The sequence below is a fragment of the Zobellia uliginosa genome (genome assembly GCF_900156625.1).
GTDB classification, from domain to species: domain Bacteria; phylum Bacteroidota; class Bacteroidia; order Flavobacteriales; family Flavobacteriaceae; genus Zobellia; species Zobellia uliginosa.
In genome coordinates, this window is record NZ_FTOB01000008.1 from 121,860 (window position 1) to 137,159 (window position 15,300).

Annotated in this window: 12 protein-coding genes and 1 tRNA gene; 5 read left to right on the top strand and 8 right to left on the bottom strand. The window is 43.7% G+C overall.

Annotated elements, in window-relative coordinates; translation table 11 throughout:
* Positions 1 to 4: 4 nt before the first annotated feature.
* Together BW980_RS19900 and BW980_RS19905 are read right to left on the bottom strand one after the other, a co-directional pair.
* Entirely contained in the window at positions 5 to 1,663 is a 1,659-nt protein-coding gene (locus BW980_RS19900) for a S41 family peptidase (RefSeq protein WP_076456909.1), read from the bottom strand.
* Positions 1,664 to 1,691: 28 nt separating this feature from the next.
* Complete coding sequence (locus BW980_RS19905) at positions 1,692 to 3,476, bottom strand: tetratricopeptide repeat protein (protein WP_076456910.1); 1,785 nt, start codon at positions 3,474 to 3,476, stop codon at positions 1,692 to 1,694.
* A gap of 205 nt (positions 3,477 to 3,681) precedes the next feature.
* Between BW980_RS19905 and BW980_RS19910 the strand changes: the two genes are divergently transcribed.
* Positions 3,682 to 3,993 carry a hypothetical protein gene (locus BW980_RS19910; protein ID WP_076456911.1) on the top strand — a complete coding sequence of 104 codons (312 nt, stop codon included), beginning with the start codon at positions 3,682 to 3,684 and terminating at the stop codon, positions 3,991 to 3,993.
* A 56-nt stretch (positions 3,994 to 4,049) separates the two neighbouring features.
* Here the strand turns inward: BW980_RS19910 and serS are convergent, their stop codons facing one another.
* Positions 4,050 to 5,321 (bottom strand): serine--tRNA ligase, encoded by a 1,272-nt coding sequence (serS, locus tag BW980_RS19915; protein ID WP_076456912.1) that lies wholly within the window; start codon positions 5,319 to 5,321, stop codon positions 4,050 to 4,052.
* A gap of 79 nt (positions 5,322 to 5,400) precedes the next feature.
* Between serS and BW980_RS19920 the strand changes: the two genes are divergently transcribed.
* Positions 5,401 to 5,778, top strand: a complete 378-nt coding sequence (locus BW980_RS19920) for a VOC family protein (protein ID WP_076456913.1) — start codon at positions 5,401 to 5,403, stop codon at positions 5,776 to 5,778.
* Here the strand turns inward: BW980_RS19920 and BW980_RS19925 are convergent.
* On the bottom strand, positions 5,765 to 7,105 hold the full coding sequence (locus tag BW980_RS19925; RefSeq protein WP_076456914.1) for an HTTM domain-containing protein: 1,341 nt from the start codon (positions 7,103 to 7,105) through the stop codon (positions 5,765 to 5,767). The two genes, BW980_RS19920 and BW980_RS19925, sit on opposite strands and share 14 nt — an antisense overlap.
* Positions 7,106 to 8,032, bottom strand: coding sequence for a bifunctional riboflavin kinase/FAD synthetase (locus BW980_RS19930; RefSeq protein ID WP_076456915.1), 927 nt, complete (start codon positions 8,030 to 8,032; stop codon positions 7,106 to 7,108).
* Between the two features lie 52 nt (positions 8,033 to 8,084).
* Here BW980_RS19930 and BW980_RS19935 point away from each other — a divergent pair, with 52 nt between their 5' ends.
* Both BW980_RS19935 and BW980_RS19940 read left to right on the top strand, forming a co-directional pair.
* Entirely contained in the window at positions 8,085 to 11,870 is a 3,786-nt protein-coding gene (locus BW980_RS19935; protein ID WP_076456916.1) for a reprolysin-like metallopeptidase, read from the top strand.
* Positions 11,867 to 12,547, top strand: coding sequence for a hypothetical protein (locus BW980_RS19940; protein WP_076456917.1), 681 nt, complete (start codon positions 11,867 to 11,869; stop codon positions 12,545 to 12,547). Before BW980_RS19935 ends, BW980_RS19940 begins: the two co-directional genes overlap by 4 nt.
* Here BW980_RS19940 and pth read toward each other — a convergent pair.
* From pth to BW980_RS19955, 3 genes are all read right to left on the bottom strand, one after another.
* Positions 12,534 to 13,163 (bottom strand): aminoacyl-tRNA hydrolase, encoded by a 630-nt coding sequence (gene pth / locus BW980_RS19945; RefSeq protein WP_076456918.1) that lies wholly within the window; start codon positions 13,161 to 13,163, stop codon positions 12,534 to 12,536. The two genes, BW980_RS19940 and pth, sit on opposite strands and share 14 nt — an antisense overlap.
* Positions 13,164 to 13,282: 119 nt before the next feature.
* Positions 13,283 to 13,912 (bottom strand): 50S ribosomal protein L25/general stress protein Ctc, encoded by a 630-nt coding sequence (locus BW980_RS19950; RefSeq protein ID WP_076456919.1) that lies wholly within the window; start codon positions 13,910 to 13,912, stop codon positions 13,283 to 13,285.
* Between the two features lie 46 nt (positions 13,913 to 13,958).
* Positions 13,959 to 14,900, bottom strand: coding sequence for a ribose-phosphate pyrophosphokinase (locus BW980_RS19955; RefSeq protein WP_013993499.1), 942 nt, complete (start codon positions 14,898 to 14,900; stop codon positions 13,959 to 13,961).
* A 151-nt stretch (positions 14,901 to 15,051) separates the two neighbouring features.
* Here BW980_RS19955 and BW980_RS19960 point away from each other — a divergent pair.
* Positions 15,052 to 15,132, top strand: a tRNA-Leu gene (locus BW980_RS19960).
* Positions 15,133 to 15,300: the final 168 nt, after the last annotated feature.

Here is a 15,300-nt window from a genome sequence, read left to right on the forward strand (position 1 = left end):
TTTTTTAGTCTTTTAGCAAATCTAATGCCTTTTCCAATACCTCGTCCCTTCCTTCTCGAATACCTGCAATAGTAGGTTTTGTCGTTACATCAATTTTTACGCCAACTCTTTGGGTTTTCGTTCCATCGGGATAAAAAATACCTGTTCCGGAAATTCCTGTTTTGAAACCGCCTACGAATCCAATGGGGCTAACGTTTCCATCCGCAGCACAGGTTTGGCTGCCAATAGTCATTACATTGTCGTATGTCTGAAAAGCCATGGTGGTAAACTCGGCATGGCTGATTGTCTGTGAGTTGACCAATAGGATAACTTTTCCCTTATAATGTTTCTTACCATTACCTCCGCATTTTAATGTTTTTGTCCACTTAAACCTACCTGGGTACCCCAAATCTGGAACTATAATTTTTACAAATTCTTTTGGACTACTGTTCAGGTAATTCGCTATTCGGTATAGAGTGCCTTTAGGATAATTACGGATATCAAAAATGATAGCCTTGGTGTTTCTTAAACTATCCATCATTTGCGAGACGTCCTCTTGGGTAACTTCTCCCATATTCACGTAACCAATAGTATTGTTGCGTATTTTATATTTTTTCTTTGTGGGTCTCTCGTAATTGAAGACGTCAAACGGGTACCTTCCTATTTTTTTGGTAATGGGTTTTCCATTCCTTAATAGTTCTAGCGTGACCGAATCTGTACTGCCATTAAAAATTTTGTTCCAGGCAAAAGCAAGCTTGGCGGCCTTGTTGGAGCCTTGTATATAGTTTTTTCTTTCTTCGAAAACATCAATAACCTTCTGTCCGTTCACTTTGCTAATGACATCTCCAATTTTTAGATCGTTTAGTCGGGCCAATGAATCGTTAAAAGGTCTTACGATTACAGCTTTATTGTCGATTATCCTGTGGATTACGGGAATGTACTTATTTCCAAAATACTCATTTAGAGTGTCTGTACTTAAACCCGCATGGCTATCATTTATATGTACCACTAGTTCTAGCATAGCCAAATGGTAATTCAATTCAGATTCGGGGAGAAGAAACTTAGGTAGCATTTGTGTTAATACATCGTTCCAAAGGATATCCATCTGGTATTTGTAAGGAAAAAAATACTCAACCGTATTCCAATATCTGAATAAGGCTAGTAGTCTTAAGTTCTTATCTTTCCATCGGAAGTTGGGGTATTCCGGTTCATTTTGGATAATGACATTTTGTTCCTTGGCTATCCCTTTCGCTGTGGTCACGTAGTATTGCTTGCCTTGAAACCTGTTTTGTTCTATAAACCGGAGTTTATCGGAAAGCTGTTTTGAAAAGAGCCGGTTATCCTGTATCCACGATAGATCAAAGTTTTTATTGAAACGGGCCGTAGATGTGGCCTTTTGGCAAGACTTGCAGGGTTTTATTTCACCGAGTGAACCTATCCAGTCTATTAATACTTGTGATAGTTCTTCTTTGGAATCGGTCTTTTCCGTTCTAGCTAGAATTGTGAATAACTGCTCATCCCAATTGAATTTTCCTTTGGCTACATTGGGGTGGTAATATTTTAGGAAACCCCAGACTTTGCCGACCGAAGCCAGTTTTTCGGTTTCGTTCAGTGGGGTGGGTTTTGCTATCACCTGACCCGAAAAAAATAGTGTAATTAGAAAAATCAAAGTGAATCTGCCCATGCTCTGTTGTTTTGTTTTAGAAACTATCTCAATTCACGGCATCACCTCGCAACATTCTAAAATTCTTTCGCGCCTGTGGAAAATAATAACTGTCTTGGTAGTTATAGATAATTTTCTCGTAGTGCGTTTTGGCTTTTTCGGGTTGGTTCAGTTTGTTTCTATAGAGTTCGGCGAGTTTAAAGTGCGCATCGTCAGCCAGTATGCCGTTGGCGTAGAATTCGATTATTTTTAGGTAGTTGTATTCGGCTGCTTCGTAGGCTTTGGTACGTTCTAAGAGCTCGCCTTGCTTTAAAAGGGCTTCGTCTTCAATTTTTTCGCCTTTATGGTTTTTTAGGATATCGTCAAGTTCGGTAATGGCCTCTTTTGTTTTATTCTGATAGGCGAGCAAATCGGCCCGGGCATATTTTTTTAGGGCCGTTTGGGTGGAGTCTTCCAGTGAATTGTCTGAAATCAATAGGCTCAGTTGCATAGCGTCGTTGGCGATAAGTTGCGAAGTGGAACTCCTCAATACTTTTAACTGGGTAAGGGCCCAATCAAAATCGCCCTTATAAAAACTGGTCTGTGCCACTTTGTAACGTGCATTTTGCCCTAAGACGTCGTTTTTAAGGTTCTTTTGTATTTGTGAAAAATAGATAAGTGCTTCGTTAAATCGCCTGTCAAAGACCAAGATATCGCCCAGTGCGAGTTTTACGAAGGCTTTGCCCCGGGTGTTCAGCGGTAGCTCAAGACTTTGTTTTAAGACTTGTACGGCTTTTTCGGGATTCTCTTTTTTAAAGGTGAGAAAGTTGGCGTAGGCTACCTGTAGCTGAAGGGTCTGTGCCTTGTATCCGTGAAGCGTTATCAGTTCGTCAAATTGCTTTTGTATATCTTCAAGCGCTTTTTTAGAAGGGTCTAAAAGCTGAATGTCTATTAGATTGAGTTGGGCGTTGAGTTTGGTTATGGCATCGGCGCTGTTATCGGCTATATATTGAAATATCTCTCGGGCGGTATCGGTTTCGTTGTTTTCTAGGGCTATGTTTCCGAGGGTGTTGAGGCGTTGGGTGTTGGCGCCTTCCATACGTTTGTAAATCGCCTTCTCTTGCCGAAAGGCACTGCCGTATTGTTTCTGTTGAACAAAGAGCCAGCTTAAAAGTTCGTTCCAAAGGATATTTGGGTTTTTCTGGGCATTCTGCAACAGCGTTTTTTTGAGAATGAGGTTATTCTCGTTTTCGGGATCGGCAGTAATAAAATCGTCAATGCTCCGTAGTACATTCGATTTTGAGGTTTTTCCCTCGCTGATCAGGTTTAAATACGAAACGTACATTTTTTCAATATTGCCCTGTTCCCCATAAATGCGGGCCATTTGATAATTGTAATCAAGTTGGGGATTGAGCTCCATTGCCTTGGTATAGGCCTTGAGGGCCTCGTCGAGCAAGGCGTATTTTTGAAAGCGGTAGCCTATGCCATAACCGTAATTGGGGTTTTGGTCTATTTGGGAGATGGCTTTTTCATAGTATTCCTTGGCCTTTTCAGGACGGTTCTGAAGGGTGTAGTTATATCCCAACTCTATGAGCAAGGTGGGGTAGGCGTGGGGCTCTTGAATTTTTTTCAGGAGAAATTCCTCTGCATCCGTATATCGTTCCAGTTGTTGGTAGGTGGCTATCAGGCCTTCGGTGTAGTCTGTTCTACGAGGGTTTTTCTCCACTAATTTTTCGTAGTAGATTACCGCTTTTTTAAAATCACCATCGTTAAAATACTGTTTCGCCAAGAAGTCTTCTTGGGCTACAGCGGAAAATGTTATAAGAAGAATGGCGATACAGTAGAGAGCCTTCATGTATGAAATTTAACAAATTTAAACTAGCCTGGGAAAAGAATCTGTTAAGGGGATTATAATTTGGACATATTTAAGGTTTAAAAGCAATTTACTTCATTCCGTACAATATTGAAAGCCGTTCGTACAATGTCCCTATGGTCGCTTTTTTACTTGTAATATATTTATAGTCAATGAGTTGATTGTTTAATTTTAAAAATTTAAAAACATGGCAGTTTTTGTAAAAAATTGTGAGCGATACTCGGCCTTTCTATATCCGAACGGGAGTAATTCCGGACGGATTAATTTGTATTGCGCCGATGGGAACAGGCTGTATCTTCTTTTTAAAAATGGCGCCCTGCCGGCCAATAGCTATGATGATAGTACAAAATCAGGAGTGGGTTATGAGCCAATGGAGCGGTTCAGCGATTATTTAGATTTGATCAGAAACGAAAAACCGATTTGGGTTACGTTCAATACTTCGAGAAAAACCTATGTGGTCTATACTTCAGGAGAAGAAGTAGGGGAAGGGGAAATGTAAACGGATAGAATAAAAATCGGCCAGAAGCAAATATGTTCTGGCCGATTGTAATAAGCTTAGTCTATACGGTCAAATCCGCAATAAGGCACCAAAACTTCGGGAATCTGAATCCCGTCTGCAGTTTGATAGTTTTCCAAAATTCCCGCCAAAACCCGGGGTAAGGCCAAGGAACTTCCGTTTAGGGTGTGTGCCAGCTGGCTTTTTCCGTTTTCGTCCTTATAACGTAACTTCAAGCGGTTGGCCTGGTAGGTTTCAAAATTAGAAACAGAACTGATTTCCAGCCATCGGTCTTGTGCCGTTGAAAAGACTTCAAAATCATAGGTAAGGGCCGAGGTAAAACCCAGGTCACCGCCACAAAGCCTAAGGATGCGGTAAGGTAATTTAAGTTCCCTAAGTATATTTTTTACGTGTTCTACCATGCCATCCAAGGCTTGGTACGAATTGGCCGGATTTTCTACACGGACAATTTCAACCTTATCGAACTGGTGCAAGCGGTTCAGGCCGCGAACATGCGCTCCGTAACTCCCGGCTTCCCTTCTAAAACAAGGGGTATAGGCGGTATAGCAAATGGGAAAATCGCTTTCTGCGACTATCTCGCCACGAAAAAGGTTGGTTACCGGTACTTCCGCAGTAGGGATGAGGTATAGGTCATCTTCTCCTACGTGGTACATTTGGCCTTCCTTATCGGGTAACTGTCCGGTCCCAAAGCCGGAAGCTTCGTTCACCAAATGCGGTACTTGCATTTCGGTATAGCCGGCCTCGGTATTTTTATCGAGAAAATAAGAAATCAGGGCACGTTGTAAGCGGGCTCCTTTTCCTTTGTAAACGGGAAAGCCGGCACCGGCAATTTTTACGCCCAGTTCAAAATCGATGATATCGTATTTTTTTGCTAGTTCCCAGTGGGGAAGGGCGTCGGTGTTCAAAACGGGGATTTCTCCTTCTTTGAAGACCTCTTCGTTGTCTTCGTCCGTATGGCCCGCAGGTACCGATTCGTGCGGAACGTTGGGTATTTGGTAAAGGGCCCTTTGCAATTCTTCGGCAATGGTGTTGAGTTCTTCGCCCAGTTTTTTCGAGTCTTCCTTTAGGCTTCCTGTCTTTTCCTTAAGGGCATTGGCTTCTTGGGCCTTGCCACTTTTAAAGAGTATGCCTATTTCTTTGGAAAGTTTATTACTTTCCGCCAAGGTGTTGTCCAAAGCAGTTTGTGTTGAACGTCTCTTTTCGTCCAATTCCAATACTTCATCAATCAATTTTGCGGCATCAATATTGCGCTTTTTTAATGCGTTTATGATGTCATCTTTTTTGTCTCTAACGACCTGTAGCTGTAACATTGCTCTTAAATTTAGTCTGCAAATTTAAACTAATGATTAAAAACCAATACATTTACGGCCGTTATAATCTTATTATTTTATGGTTTTTGAACATTTTGCGCTCAACGTTACCGAATTACATAAAAGGGTAGATTGGTTGGTTGCGCATTTGGGACTACAGGTTGTGGTGGCCCAAGAAAAAGTGCCTTTTATGACCTTTTTGGCCGATTCTACGGGCAGGGTCATGTTGGAACTGTACCAAAAAGAGGAAGAACCCCTGAGCAATTTTAAGGAACGGCATCCGGCCACCTTTCATGTGGCCTTCGTTTCCGATAATGCCGAAGGCGATAAACAAAGGCTTGTGGCCGAAGGGGCGACACTTGTAGAAGAGGTAAAAAGGGAAGGGCTGCATTTGGTAATGCTTCGTGACCCTTGGGGCATGCCCTTGCAGTTATGCCAGCGTGCTAAAAAGTTTTAGGTGCCTTTTCTGCGGTAGGTGAGGGTAAAATCCATTCATTATGCCCAAAATAATTCCATTTTGCACTGGCCAGGTCTACGGTCGGGTCAATAAAGGCACGGTACGGTTTTCCGTTGACACTCACTTTCGAGTTAAGGGCGTATACCGCTATGTCTTTTCCTTTTTCGGCATATTCCTTTTTTAACCTTTGGGCGAACTGCCAGATAAAATCGGGGTAGCCCCCAATTCTTCTTTGTTGTTTTTTGGTCAGGTAATCTTTGGTGTTGATGGTCGTTTTTTCTCCGTTTTCCTTGTCTACTACCTGGAATTTGATGCTTCCGGAACGGCTTCTTAGCATCATACGCCAACTGAGTCTATGTCCTTCTTCTGTCCATAGTACATCGTCCTTTATAAAGTGGTGTCTGATAGGAAGCGCCAATTGTACCAAGAAATATAGACCTCCCAAGATATAGACGGTGTTTCTGAAGGAAGGCACTTCGATTTTTTGTAAGAGGTAGGGAGGCTTCTTCTTGAAAAAAATACGGCGTATGGTCTCAGGTTCGAAAAAGAATACGGTAAATACCAGCGATAGATAGGGGAATATACCGATTTGAAAAACTATGGAGTTGAACAGATGAAAAAATACGGAGGCGATAAACGCTATTTTTCGCGTAGGCTTCCATAGAAGGGCCGGTACGACCAGTAAATCGAACAGGATACCGTAAAAACCCATGATCTTGTGAATGAAGGGCTCTTGCAAAAGCCCTCCTATAATGGGGTAATTGGCTTTGTTGAGCATTAGGATACGGATAATTCCGAAATCTAACCAATCCCCGTAGAGCTTGGCAATCGAAGCATAGGTGTATACGATAAGCAATTGAAGTACAATGGCCCATTTGACATAGGCGAACATACTGTCACTTTTTAATCCCGGATTGCTACGAAGGTCGAAAGAGTGGCTTCGGTGTGCCGGAAGAAAACACATGATCAGTGAAATGAGTACCAGCAGGTAATAGTGGTTGTTGTACGATGTTTTTTGCATCAGGTAGACGCCGGTCCACAGCAGGGTGAAAGAGATGATGCTAAAACGGTATTTGTAGCCGAGGGCCACCATAACGCCCAGGGTGCCCATGATAAAAAAATAAATATACATGCCGTAACCGGGTAGGGGCTGTAGCCAGTCGAAGCCGATAAAGTTGAAAGTGAACTGGGGTTCGACCAAAGTTCTTTTTACCCAGCCTGTGAGTATGGCGCCGTAACATTCCAAGGAGATGAGTATTCCGAAAAATATACGGAAAATGATCAAGGGGGAATTATCGATTTTCGAAAAGAGAAAACGATTCAACATTTATTTGGGGATTAGCGAAAACGATGTCTGTTTGTCTTTTTCCAGCTGACGCTTTAAGGCTTCGACCGATTCAAATTTGTGTTCATCGCGTATACGGTGTAAGATGTCGATTTGTAGTTCTTGCCCATAAAGGTCTTGGTCAAAATCGAAAAAGTTGATTTCAATGGTCTTTTCCTTTCCTTCTACGGTAGGGTTGTACCCAATGTTCATCATTCCGAAGACGGTTTTGCCCATCAAGTTGCTTTGTACTACATACACCCCGTTTTTGGGTACGAGCTTGTAGGTTTCTGGAATATGGAGGTTTGCCGTAGGAAAACCGATCTGCCTGCCTAGGCCCTTTCCTTTTTGGATGCTGCCCGTAAGCATATAGTTGTAGCCTAAATAAGTGTTTGCCGTGGCAATGTCCCCTGCTTCGAGCGCCTTTCTGATTTTGGTGGAGCTTACCGATACGGCGTCTATTTCTTGGGCCGAAATTTCCTCTACGTCAAAATTGAAGGTAGAGCCGAACGCCCGTAGGTCGGTGATGTTCGCGTTGCGGTTCCTGCCGAAACGATGGTCGTAACCAATGATGATTTTCTTGGTGTGCAATTGATTGACCAGATTGTCCCTGACGAATTCGGTGGCCGATAGCCGTGAAAATTCTTGGGTGAACGGGTGGATGATAAGTAAGTCAAGGCCTAAAGCTTCAAGAATTTTTGTTTTTTCGGCTATAGTGTTGAGTAACTTGATGTTGGTGTCTTTTTGTAAGACCATCCGCGGATGCGGAAAAAACGTAAGTACCGTAGACTTGAGATCTAGGGTGACCGCCGTTTTAATAAGCCGTTCTAGAATTTCCCGATGACCGATGTGCACACCGTCGAAAGTGCCTATCGTAATGGCAGTGGGGTGTAGTTTATCGTATTTGGAAATGCTTTGGACTGTTACCACCTAATAAAAATAATAAAAAGACTTATATTTGATTCTGTTCTAAACCCCCTTAATGGTTACAAAATTACGTCTTGTTTTTTCAATTACCATAGTATTTCTCTCCTTTTACGCTTCGGCGCAAAGTAAATATTGGGAAGCGTCTACGGTAAGCAAGCGTGTGCAGCGAAGTGTTTTACGGGGTTCCGAGGATAATGACAGTAAAATCTTCACATTACGTGAGAATCTTTTTAAGGAAGAATTGAAGTCTTCCATTACTTCCAAAAAGACCTCGCATATCGTATATTTTCCAAATTCGAACGGGGAAATGGTGGCTTATCGTGTACACGAGAGTCCTGTTTTGTCGCCAAAGCTTTCGGAAAAGTATCCTGAAATCAAGTCATATTCGGGCCGGGCCTTGAACGATAGCCAAGATCGTGTACGTTTTAGTATTTCGCCCAACGATGTTCAGGCGATGATCGTTTCGTCCAAAACGCACAAGAACAGTTTCATTGAAAAGAACGAAGATCAAACTTATGTACTGTATTCGAAATCTTCCGATTGGGTCGATAAGTCCGATTTCGTTTGTAGTACGGCAGATAAAGTAATGAAGGCCGAACCGAATTTGACGGCCAAGCCTTTAGATGGGCAGGTGCTTAGAAAATATAGGTTGGCAATTTCAGCAACGGCGGAGTATACCCAGTACCATGGGGGAACCGTAGCCGATGCCCTTGCGGCGATCAATGCCACCCTTACCCGGGTAAACGAAGTGTTTGAAACCGATTTGGCCGTACGTTTGGAATTGGTATCCGATACCGATAAAATTATTTATACCGATAGTAGCTCAGACCCGTATACGGGTTCGTTGAGCTTGTTGGGCGAACAGGCCCAAAATGCGATGACCAGTGAAATCGGTGAGGCTAATTACGATTTAGGCCATGTTTTCCATAAAGGTGAAAATGGGGGGAATGCCGGTTTTATCGGGGCCATATGCGTAGATAACAGAAAAGGAAGTGCATACTCGTCAAGCTTGGTGCCTAAGGGCGATAAGTTCGACCTTGATTTTGTAGCCCATGAATTGGGCCACCAATTAGGGGCCAACCATACCTGGTCGCACGAGAACGAGGGTACCCAAGTACAGGTCGAGCCCGGTAGTGGTTCTACGATTATGGGGTACGCCGGTATTACCGGGGTCAATGATGTAGCGGCTAGGGGCGATGATTATTTTCATTATATCAGCATCAAGCAGATTATAGACAACCTTAAGGATAAGAGTTGCGGGGAGGTCATTAGCATAGCCAATACGCCACCAGAGGTAGCCCCTTTAGAAGATTATGTGATTCCGAAATCGACACCCTTCGTATTGGAAGGGAGTGCCACCGATGCCGATGCCGGAGATGTTTTAACCTATACCTGGGAGCAGGTTGACAATGGTATCGTTACCAATTCTTCTTTTGGTCCGAATAACGCCAGCGGGGCCAATTTTAGGTCACGGTTGCCCAGTTCGGTCCCGGTTCGGTATTTTCCCATGCTTTCGCGGGTAATTCAAGGTCGGTTGACTGAAACCTTTCCGACCCGGGGCTCTGCTTGGGAAACGGTATCGGATGTAGAACGCGATATGAATTTTGCCTTTACCGTACGCGATAATGCCGCAGGTGGAGGTCAAGTGGTTTCGGAATTGATGAACGTTCAAGTGGTAAACAGTGCCGGTCCGTTTAAGGTTACATCACAGGCCACGCCCCAAGCCTACGTTGCGGGGGAGGTCATTGAAATTGATTGGGATGTTGCCGGCACCGATAAGTTGCCCATTGCTACCAAAAAAGTAGATATAATGCTTTCTGTAGACGGGGGGATTAGCTTTTCGGAACCTTTGGCGACAGGGGTAGATAACAATGGTACGCATAAGGTCGTATTGCCAGGGGTAACGGCCACCAAGGCCCGTATCATGGTCAAGGCGGCCGACAATATTTATTATGCGGTCAACGATGCCGATTTTAGCATTGCGGCCTCGCCCTTTATTATGAACTTTTCCGAATTGGAATATGAGGCTTGCCACTTTGATGACCTGATCATTCCCTTTATATACGAAACGTATTCGGGTTTTAATGAGGAGGTTACCTTTCAGGCATCTGACGTTCCTGATAATTTGGGTATTTCCTTTACGCCGGCTACGACATCGGTTGGAGGCACTCCTGTGGATATCCTGCTCGAAAACACGGAGAATGTACCGGAAGGCGCTTACTCCATTACCATTTCTGCCGTTTCGGCCAGCTTGACGAAAGACATTACCTTCGATTTGAACATATATGACGACGACTTTCCCGAGGTAGGGCTTAACGCTCCGGTCGATGGGGCCATAGATGTGTCCATTAACGAATTGTTGGAATGGGAGGAAGACCCGTCGTATACCGCATATGAAGTACATATCGCCACCGATGCCGCCTTTAGCAACTTGGTAGAACTCGTTACCGTCAACACCAATAGTTACGTACCGGCGGAATTGAGCAACCAAACGCAGTACTATTGGAGGGTGAAACCCTTGAATGCTTGTGGAGGGGGACCTCTTAGTGCTACTCGAAGCTTTACTACCATTCAGGTAGATTGCACCAATAAGCGCGCGAGAGACCTTCCTTTGGAAATCGTTTCGACCCAACGGAGTACGGTGATTTCAAAAATCGCCTTCTTTGAAGATCTGAAGGTTGATGATATTGATGTGAGGTTGGATATTGATCACGAGTATCTCGAAGATTTGGTGGTGACCCTTACTTCACCGTCGAATACGGTGGTGCCATTGTTTTCAAGTTCTTGTGGGAAATTAAGGAATGTAGATGCCACTTTTGACGATTCGGCGTCCGACTTTGTATGTGGCACTTCTTCAAGTGCTGCCATTCAGGGAAGGGTGAAGCCCTTAGGCTCTTTAAGTGCCTTTAAGGGCGAATCGGTTTTGGGGGAATGGACATTGACCGTAATCGACAATGCTTCGGGTGACGGAGGCGTTATAAATAGCTTTTCTTTGGATATCTGTGTTGAGGGGGAATTTAGGCCCGATGTAGATGACGATGGGGTTTTTGATGATGGGGATGATTTATGTCTCAATACGCCTCCTGGAGTCGAAGTCGATGTCTCGGGTTGTCAAGTCTTCCGGTTTCCGTCCGATAATTTTGTAATCACGGTAGAGAGCGAGACCTGTAGGAATAACGATGATGGAATGATTTCCTTGACCGCTGCACTGCCCTTGGACTACACGGTTACCGTTACCGGTAATGGACAGGATGTTACGGATACCTTTACAAGTGATTTTGAATTGTTGAACCTTAGCTCGGGTACATATACCTTGTGTATAAATGCTTCGACCCCCGAGTTCGACTATGAGCCGTTTTGTGTGGAAGTGACGGTTTCGCAGCCCGAGCCCTTAGGGGTCTCTTCTTCGGTTTCGTCTGATGGAAAGCAGTTGGTGCTTGCAATGGAAGGTGCCGACCTGTATACAATTGAATTGAACGGGGAAACCTTATTGACCGATAAGTCGGAAGTTACCTTGGATCTAAAGTCCGGAAGCAATACATTACGGGTATCTACCGGTTTGGCTTGTCAAGGCATTCATGAAGATAGTTTCTTTGTGGCGGGAGATTCCGTGGTATTTCCCAATCCGTTTGACGAGATTACCAAGATTTTACTGAGGTCGTCTACGGAGACCGTTAGAATCGATATCTTTACGTTAGCCGGTAGATTGGCCAGAAGCACTGAAGCTGTCCCTCGTAGCGGCGCTATCGACCTCGATTTTACGGGGCTGCCATCGGGGATATATTTGGTAAGGGTCGAAGGGGAGACGATAAAAGGTGTGGTTAAAGTGATAAAACGATGAGGATACTAACTTTCATAGTGATGGGTATAGTGCTCTTGTCGGCTTGTAAAAAAGACTCGCCAAAAGCACCTGAAAAGGCTGATTTAATAGCTCCTGCCAAAAACTCGGAATGCACCCCGGTGCAAGACGATGGTGCCAACAGTAGTTTGGTAAGGTTTAATTGGAAGGCTGCCGATCATACCGAAAACTATGAGCTAAGGGTGAAAAACCTTAATACCGATGCCGTATTTTCCAAAAGTACGACCGGTACCGTAGAAATCGTTTCCTTAGATAAGGGTACGCCTTTTTCATGGCAGGTTATAACCACTAATTCCGAAACGAATACGGCTACCGAAAGTGATGTGTGGTTGTTCTATAATCCTGGTAGCCAGACCGATCATGTACCGTTTCCGGCAGAGATCATTTCGCCGGTGCAAGGGTCGACGGCCTTTAAGGACATCAACAATAAGGTAAGCCTAAAATGGTCGGGATTTGACCTTGATGGAGATATAGTGGGCTTTACGGTGTATTTTTCCGCTGAAAATCCGCCTACCGATCTATTAAGTGAGGTCAAGGCAAATGTTGATGAGGTGGAGGTAGGGGTGGTCTCCAATACCCTGTATTTTTGGAAGGTGGTTACCACAGATGGAAAAGGCAATATTTCCACTAGCGATATATCGGAGTTTAAGACCCGTTAAATAGGTTCATGGTTCGGGTAACACCGGCCAATACGAAGGATTGTACGAGTTCCGTACTTTTTTCGAGGCGTTCCTTTAAGGCCTCCTTTTCGGCTTCGCTCCATTCCCCTAAAACGTATTCTACCTGCCGTCCTTTGCCAAAATCGGCGCCGACGCCAAACCTAAAACGGTTGTATTTGACCGTCTGAAGTACATTTTGGATATCCTTTAAACCGTTGTGGCCACCATTACTGCCCTTGGTTTTTAGGCGAAAGGTGCCGAACTCCAGATTGATGTCGTCGGTAATTACCAATATGTTTTCCAAAGGTATTTTTTCCTTGTCCATCCAGTATTTAAGCGACTTTCCGCTTAAGTTCATAAAGGTTGATGGCTTAAGGCATAGCACGCTTCTGCCCTTTATTTTGAAAAGACCTATATCGCCCAATTTTGCCGTTTCAAAACTAAAGTCCATTTTGTCGGCAAGGGCGTCTAGTACCTTGAATCCGATGTTATGGCGTGTTTCGGTGTATTTGTCGCCAATGTTTCCTAAGCCAACGATAAGGTATTTTTTCATGCTGTCGGTTTCTTGTAAAACGGTTTTGCTATTGGTGAAAATAGATTTAAATAGGTGAAACATAAGGTTTCGTTTTATAAGGATTATGTATTCATTCCCCTCGGAAAGATATAAACTTTGGGTTTTAAAAATACAAAAGCGCCCTGGTTTCAGGGCGCTCTTTATAAAACTTCAATTGAAATTTACTCTTGGCTTTCTGCACCCTCGGCTACGCCTTCAGCTGCTCCTTCTTCACCTTCACCTTCTTCTTCGTCGTCAACGACTACAGCTGAACGCTGGGTCTTAACTTGAACAACAACAGTGGTTTCTGGGTGTAAGATGCTAAATTCATCTTTCAACAAAGACTCTACGGTAATGTTTTCGCCGATTTTCAATTTCGATATATCTACATCGAAGAAATCAGGCAAGTTGTCAGGAAGTGCTTTTATGGCAAGTTTTCTCTTTCTGAAAAGTAAACGGCCACCACTTCTAACCCCTGGTGCATTACCTTGAAGACGAACAGGAATGTTCATCGTAACCTCTTTGTCATCGAACAGTTGGTAAAAGTCGATATGCAAGATTCTATCCGTTACGGGATGAAATTGAATGTCTTGCATGATAGCTCTTACTTTGCTACCGTTCAAGTCAATCTCTACGGTGTGTGCGGCTGGGGTGTAAACTAAATCCCTGAACGCTAACTCATCTGCTGAAAAGTGTAATGGTTTCTCCCCTCCGTATACCACGCAAGGAACCTGTCCAGCATTACGTAGGGCTTTCGTTGCCTTCTTGCCCACGCTTTCTCTTTCTGATCCTTTAATCTTAATTGACTTCATTATATGGTTTAAAATTAATACTCGTTATTGATTCGCTTTTTTACAGCTACATTAAAAATTTTGATGCGATAGAGGTGTTGTGGTGAACCCTATGCATTACATCGGCAAATAGTTCGGCACAGCTCAGTATTTTGACCTTATCTGACTTCCTTCTTGCCGGAATGGAGTCGGTTACGATAAGTTCGAGCAATTGCGAATTTTCAATTTTTTCATAGGCATCCCCCGATAAAAGGGCATGGGTGGTAATGGCCCTAACGCTCAATGCGCCTTTTTCCATCATCAAATCGGCGGCTTTCGTCAAGGTTCCGGCAGTGTCTACCATGTCATCGACCAAAACTACGTTCTTGTCCTTGACATCGCCAATGAGCTCCATGTGTGATATGACATTTGCCACGGCACGTTGTTTGTAGCAGATCACAACATCGCTTTCCAATGCTTTCGAATAGGCATAGGCTCTTTTAGAACCGCCCATATCGGGAGAGGCAATGGTCAGGTTGTCGAGGTTTAGGCTTTTCAGATAAGGTAAGAACATGGTAGATGCGAACAGGTGATCCACAGGTTTTTCGAAAAAACCTTGGATTTGATCGGCATGTAAATCCATTGTTATTATTCGCGTGGCACCGGCGGCCTCGAGCATTTTAGCAACGAGTTTTGCAGCGATCGGTACACGTGGTTTGTCTTTTCTGTCTTGTCTGGCCCAACCGAAATAGGGCATTACCGCCGTAATGTGTCTTGCCGATGCACGTTTGGCGGCATCTAGCATAAGCAACATTTCCATAAGGTGTTCCGAACTTGGGTTTGTAGATCCTATAATGAAAATACGGGCGCCACGTACCGATTCTTCGAATGAGGGTTGGAACTCTCCATCACTGTATCTCGAGAATATTACGTTGCCTAATTCGGCACCATATGACTTAGCTATTTTAGCGGCCAATTCGGCACTTTGTGTACAGGCAAAAATTTTCGGTTCGGGAACTTGGTAGGCCATGGATAACGTATTGTGAACTAGTTTATTGACAAGTCGTTTTGTTAGCGAGGTGCAAATTTAGAAATTTATTTGTCTTGCTAAAGGATAAATGTTGTTATTTTTTTGTGGTGGGAATAATTTTTTTTTACTTTTGCAGTCCAATTTTAGTGCTGCTCGAGTGGCGGAACTGGTAGACGCGCTGGATTCAAAATCCAGTTCCTTTGGAGTGTGGGTTCGATTCCCACCTCGAGTACAAGATTGAAACGTAAAAGCCGAGACTATAATCTCGGCTTTTTTTGTATTAGGGTATTGGTTTTGAGTAATCTATGGATCAAGTCATAAAGTTGTGGGATTTTATCTTTAGGCAAAAATATTAGTTAACCTAAATAAGAAGAACTCTACGTTTCTAACACCTCTGAAT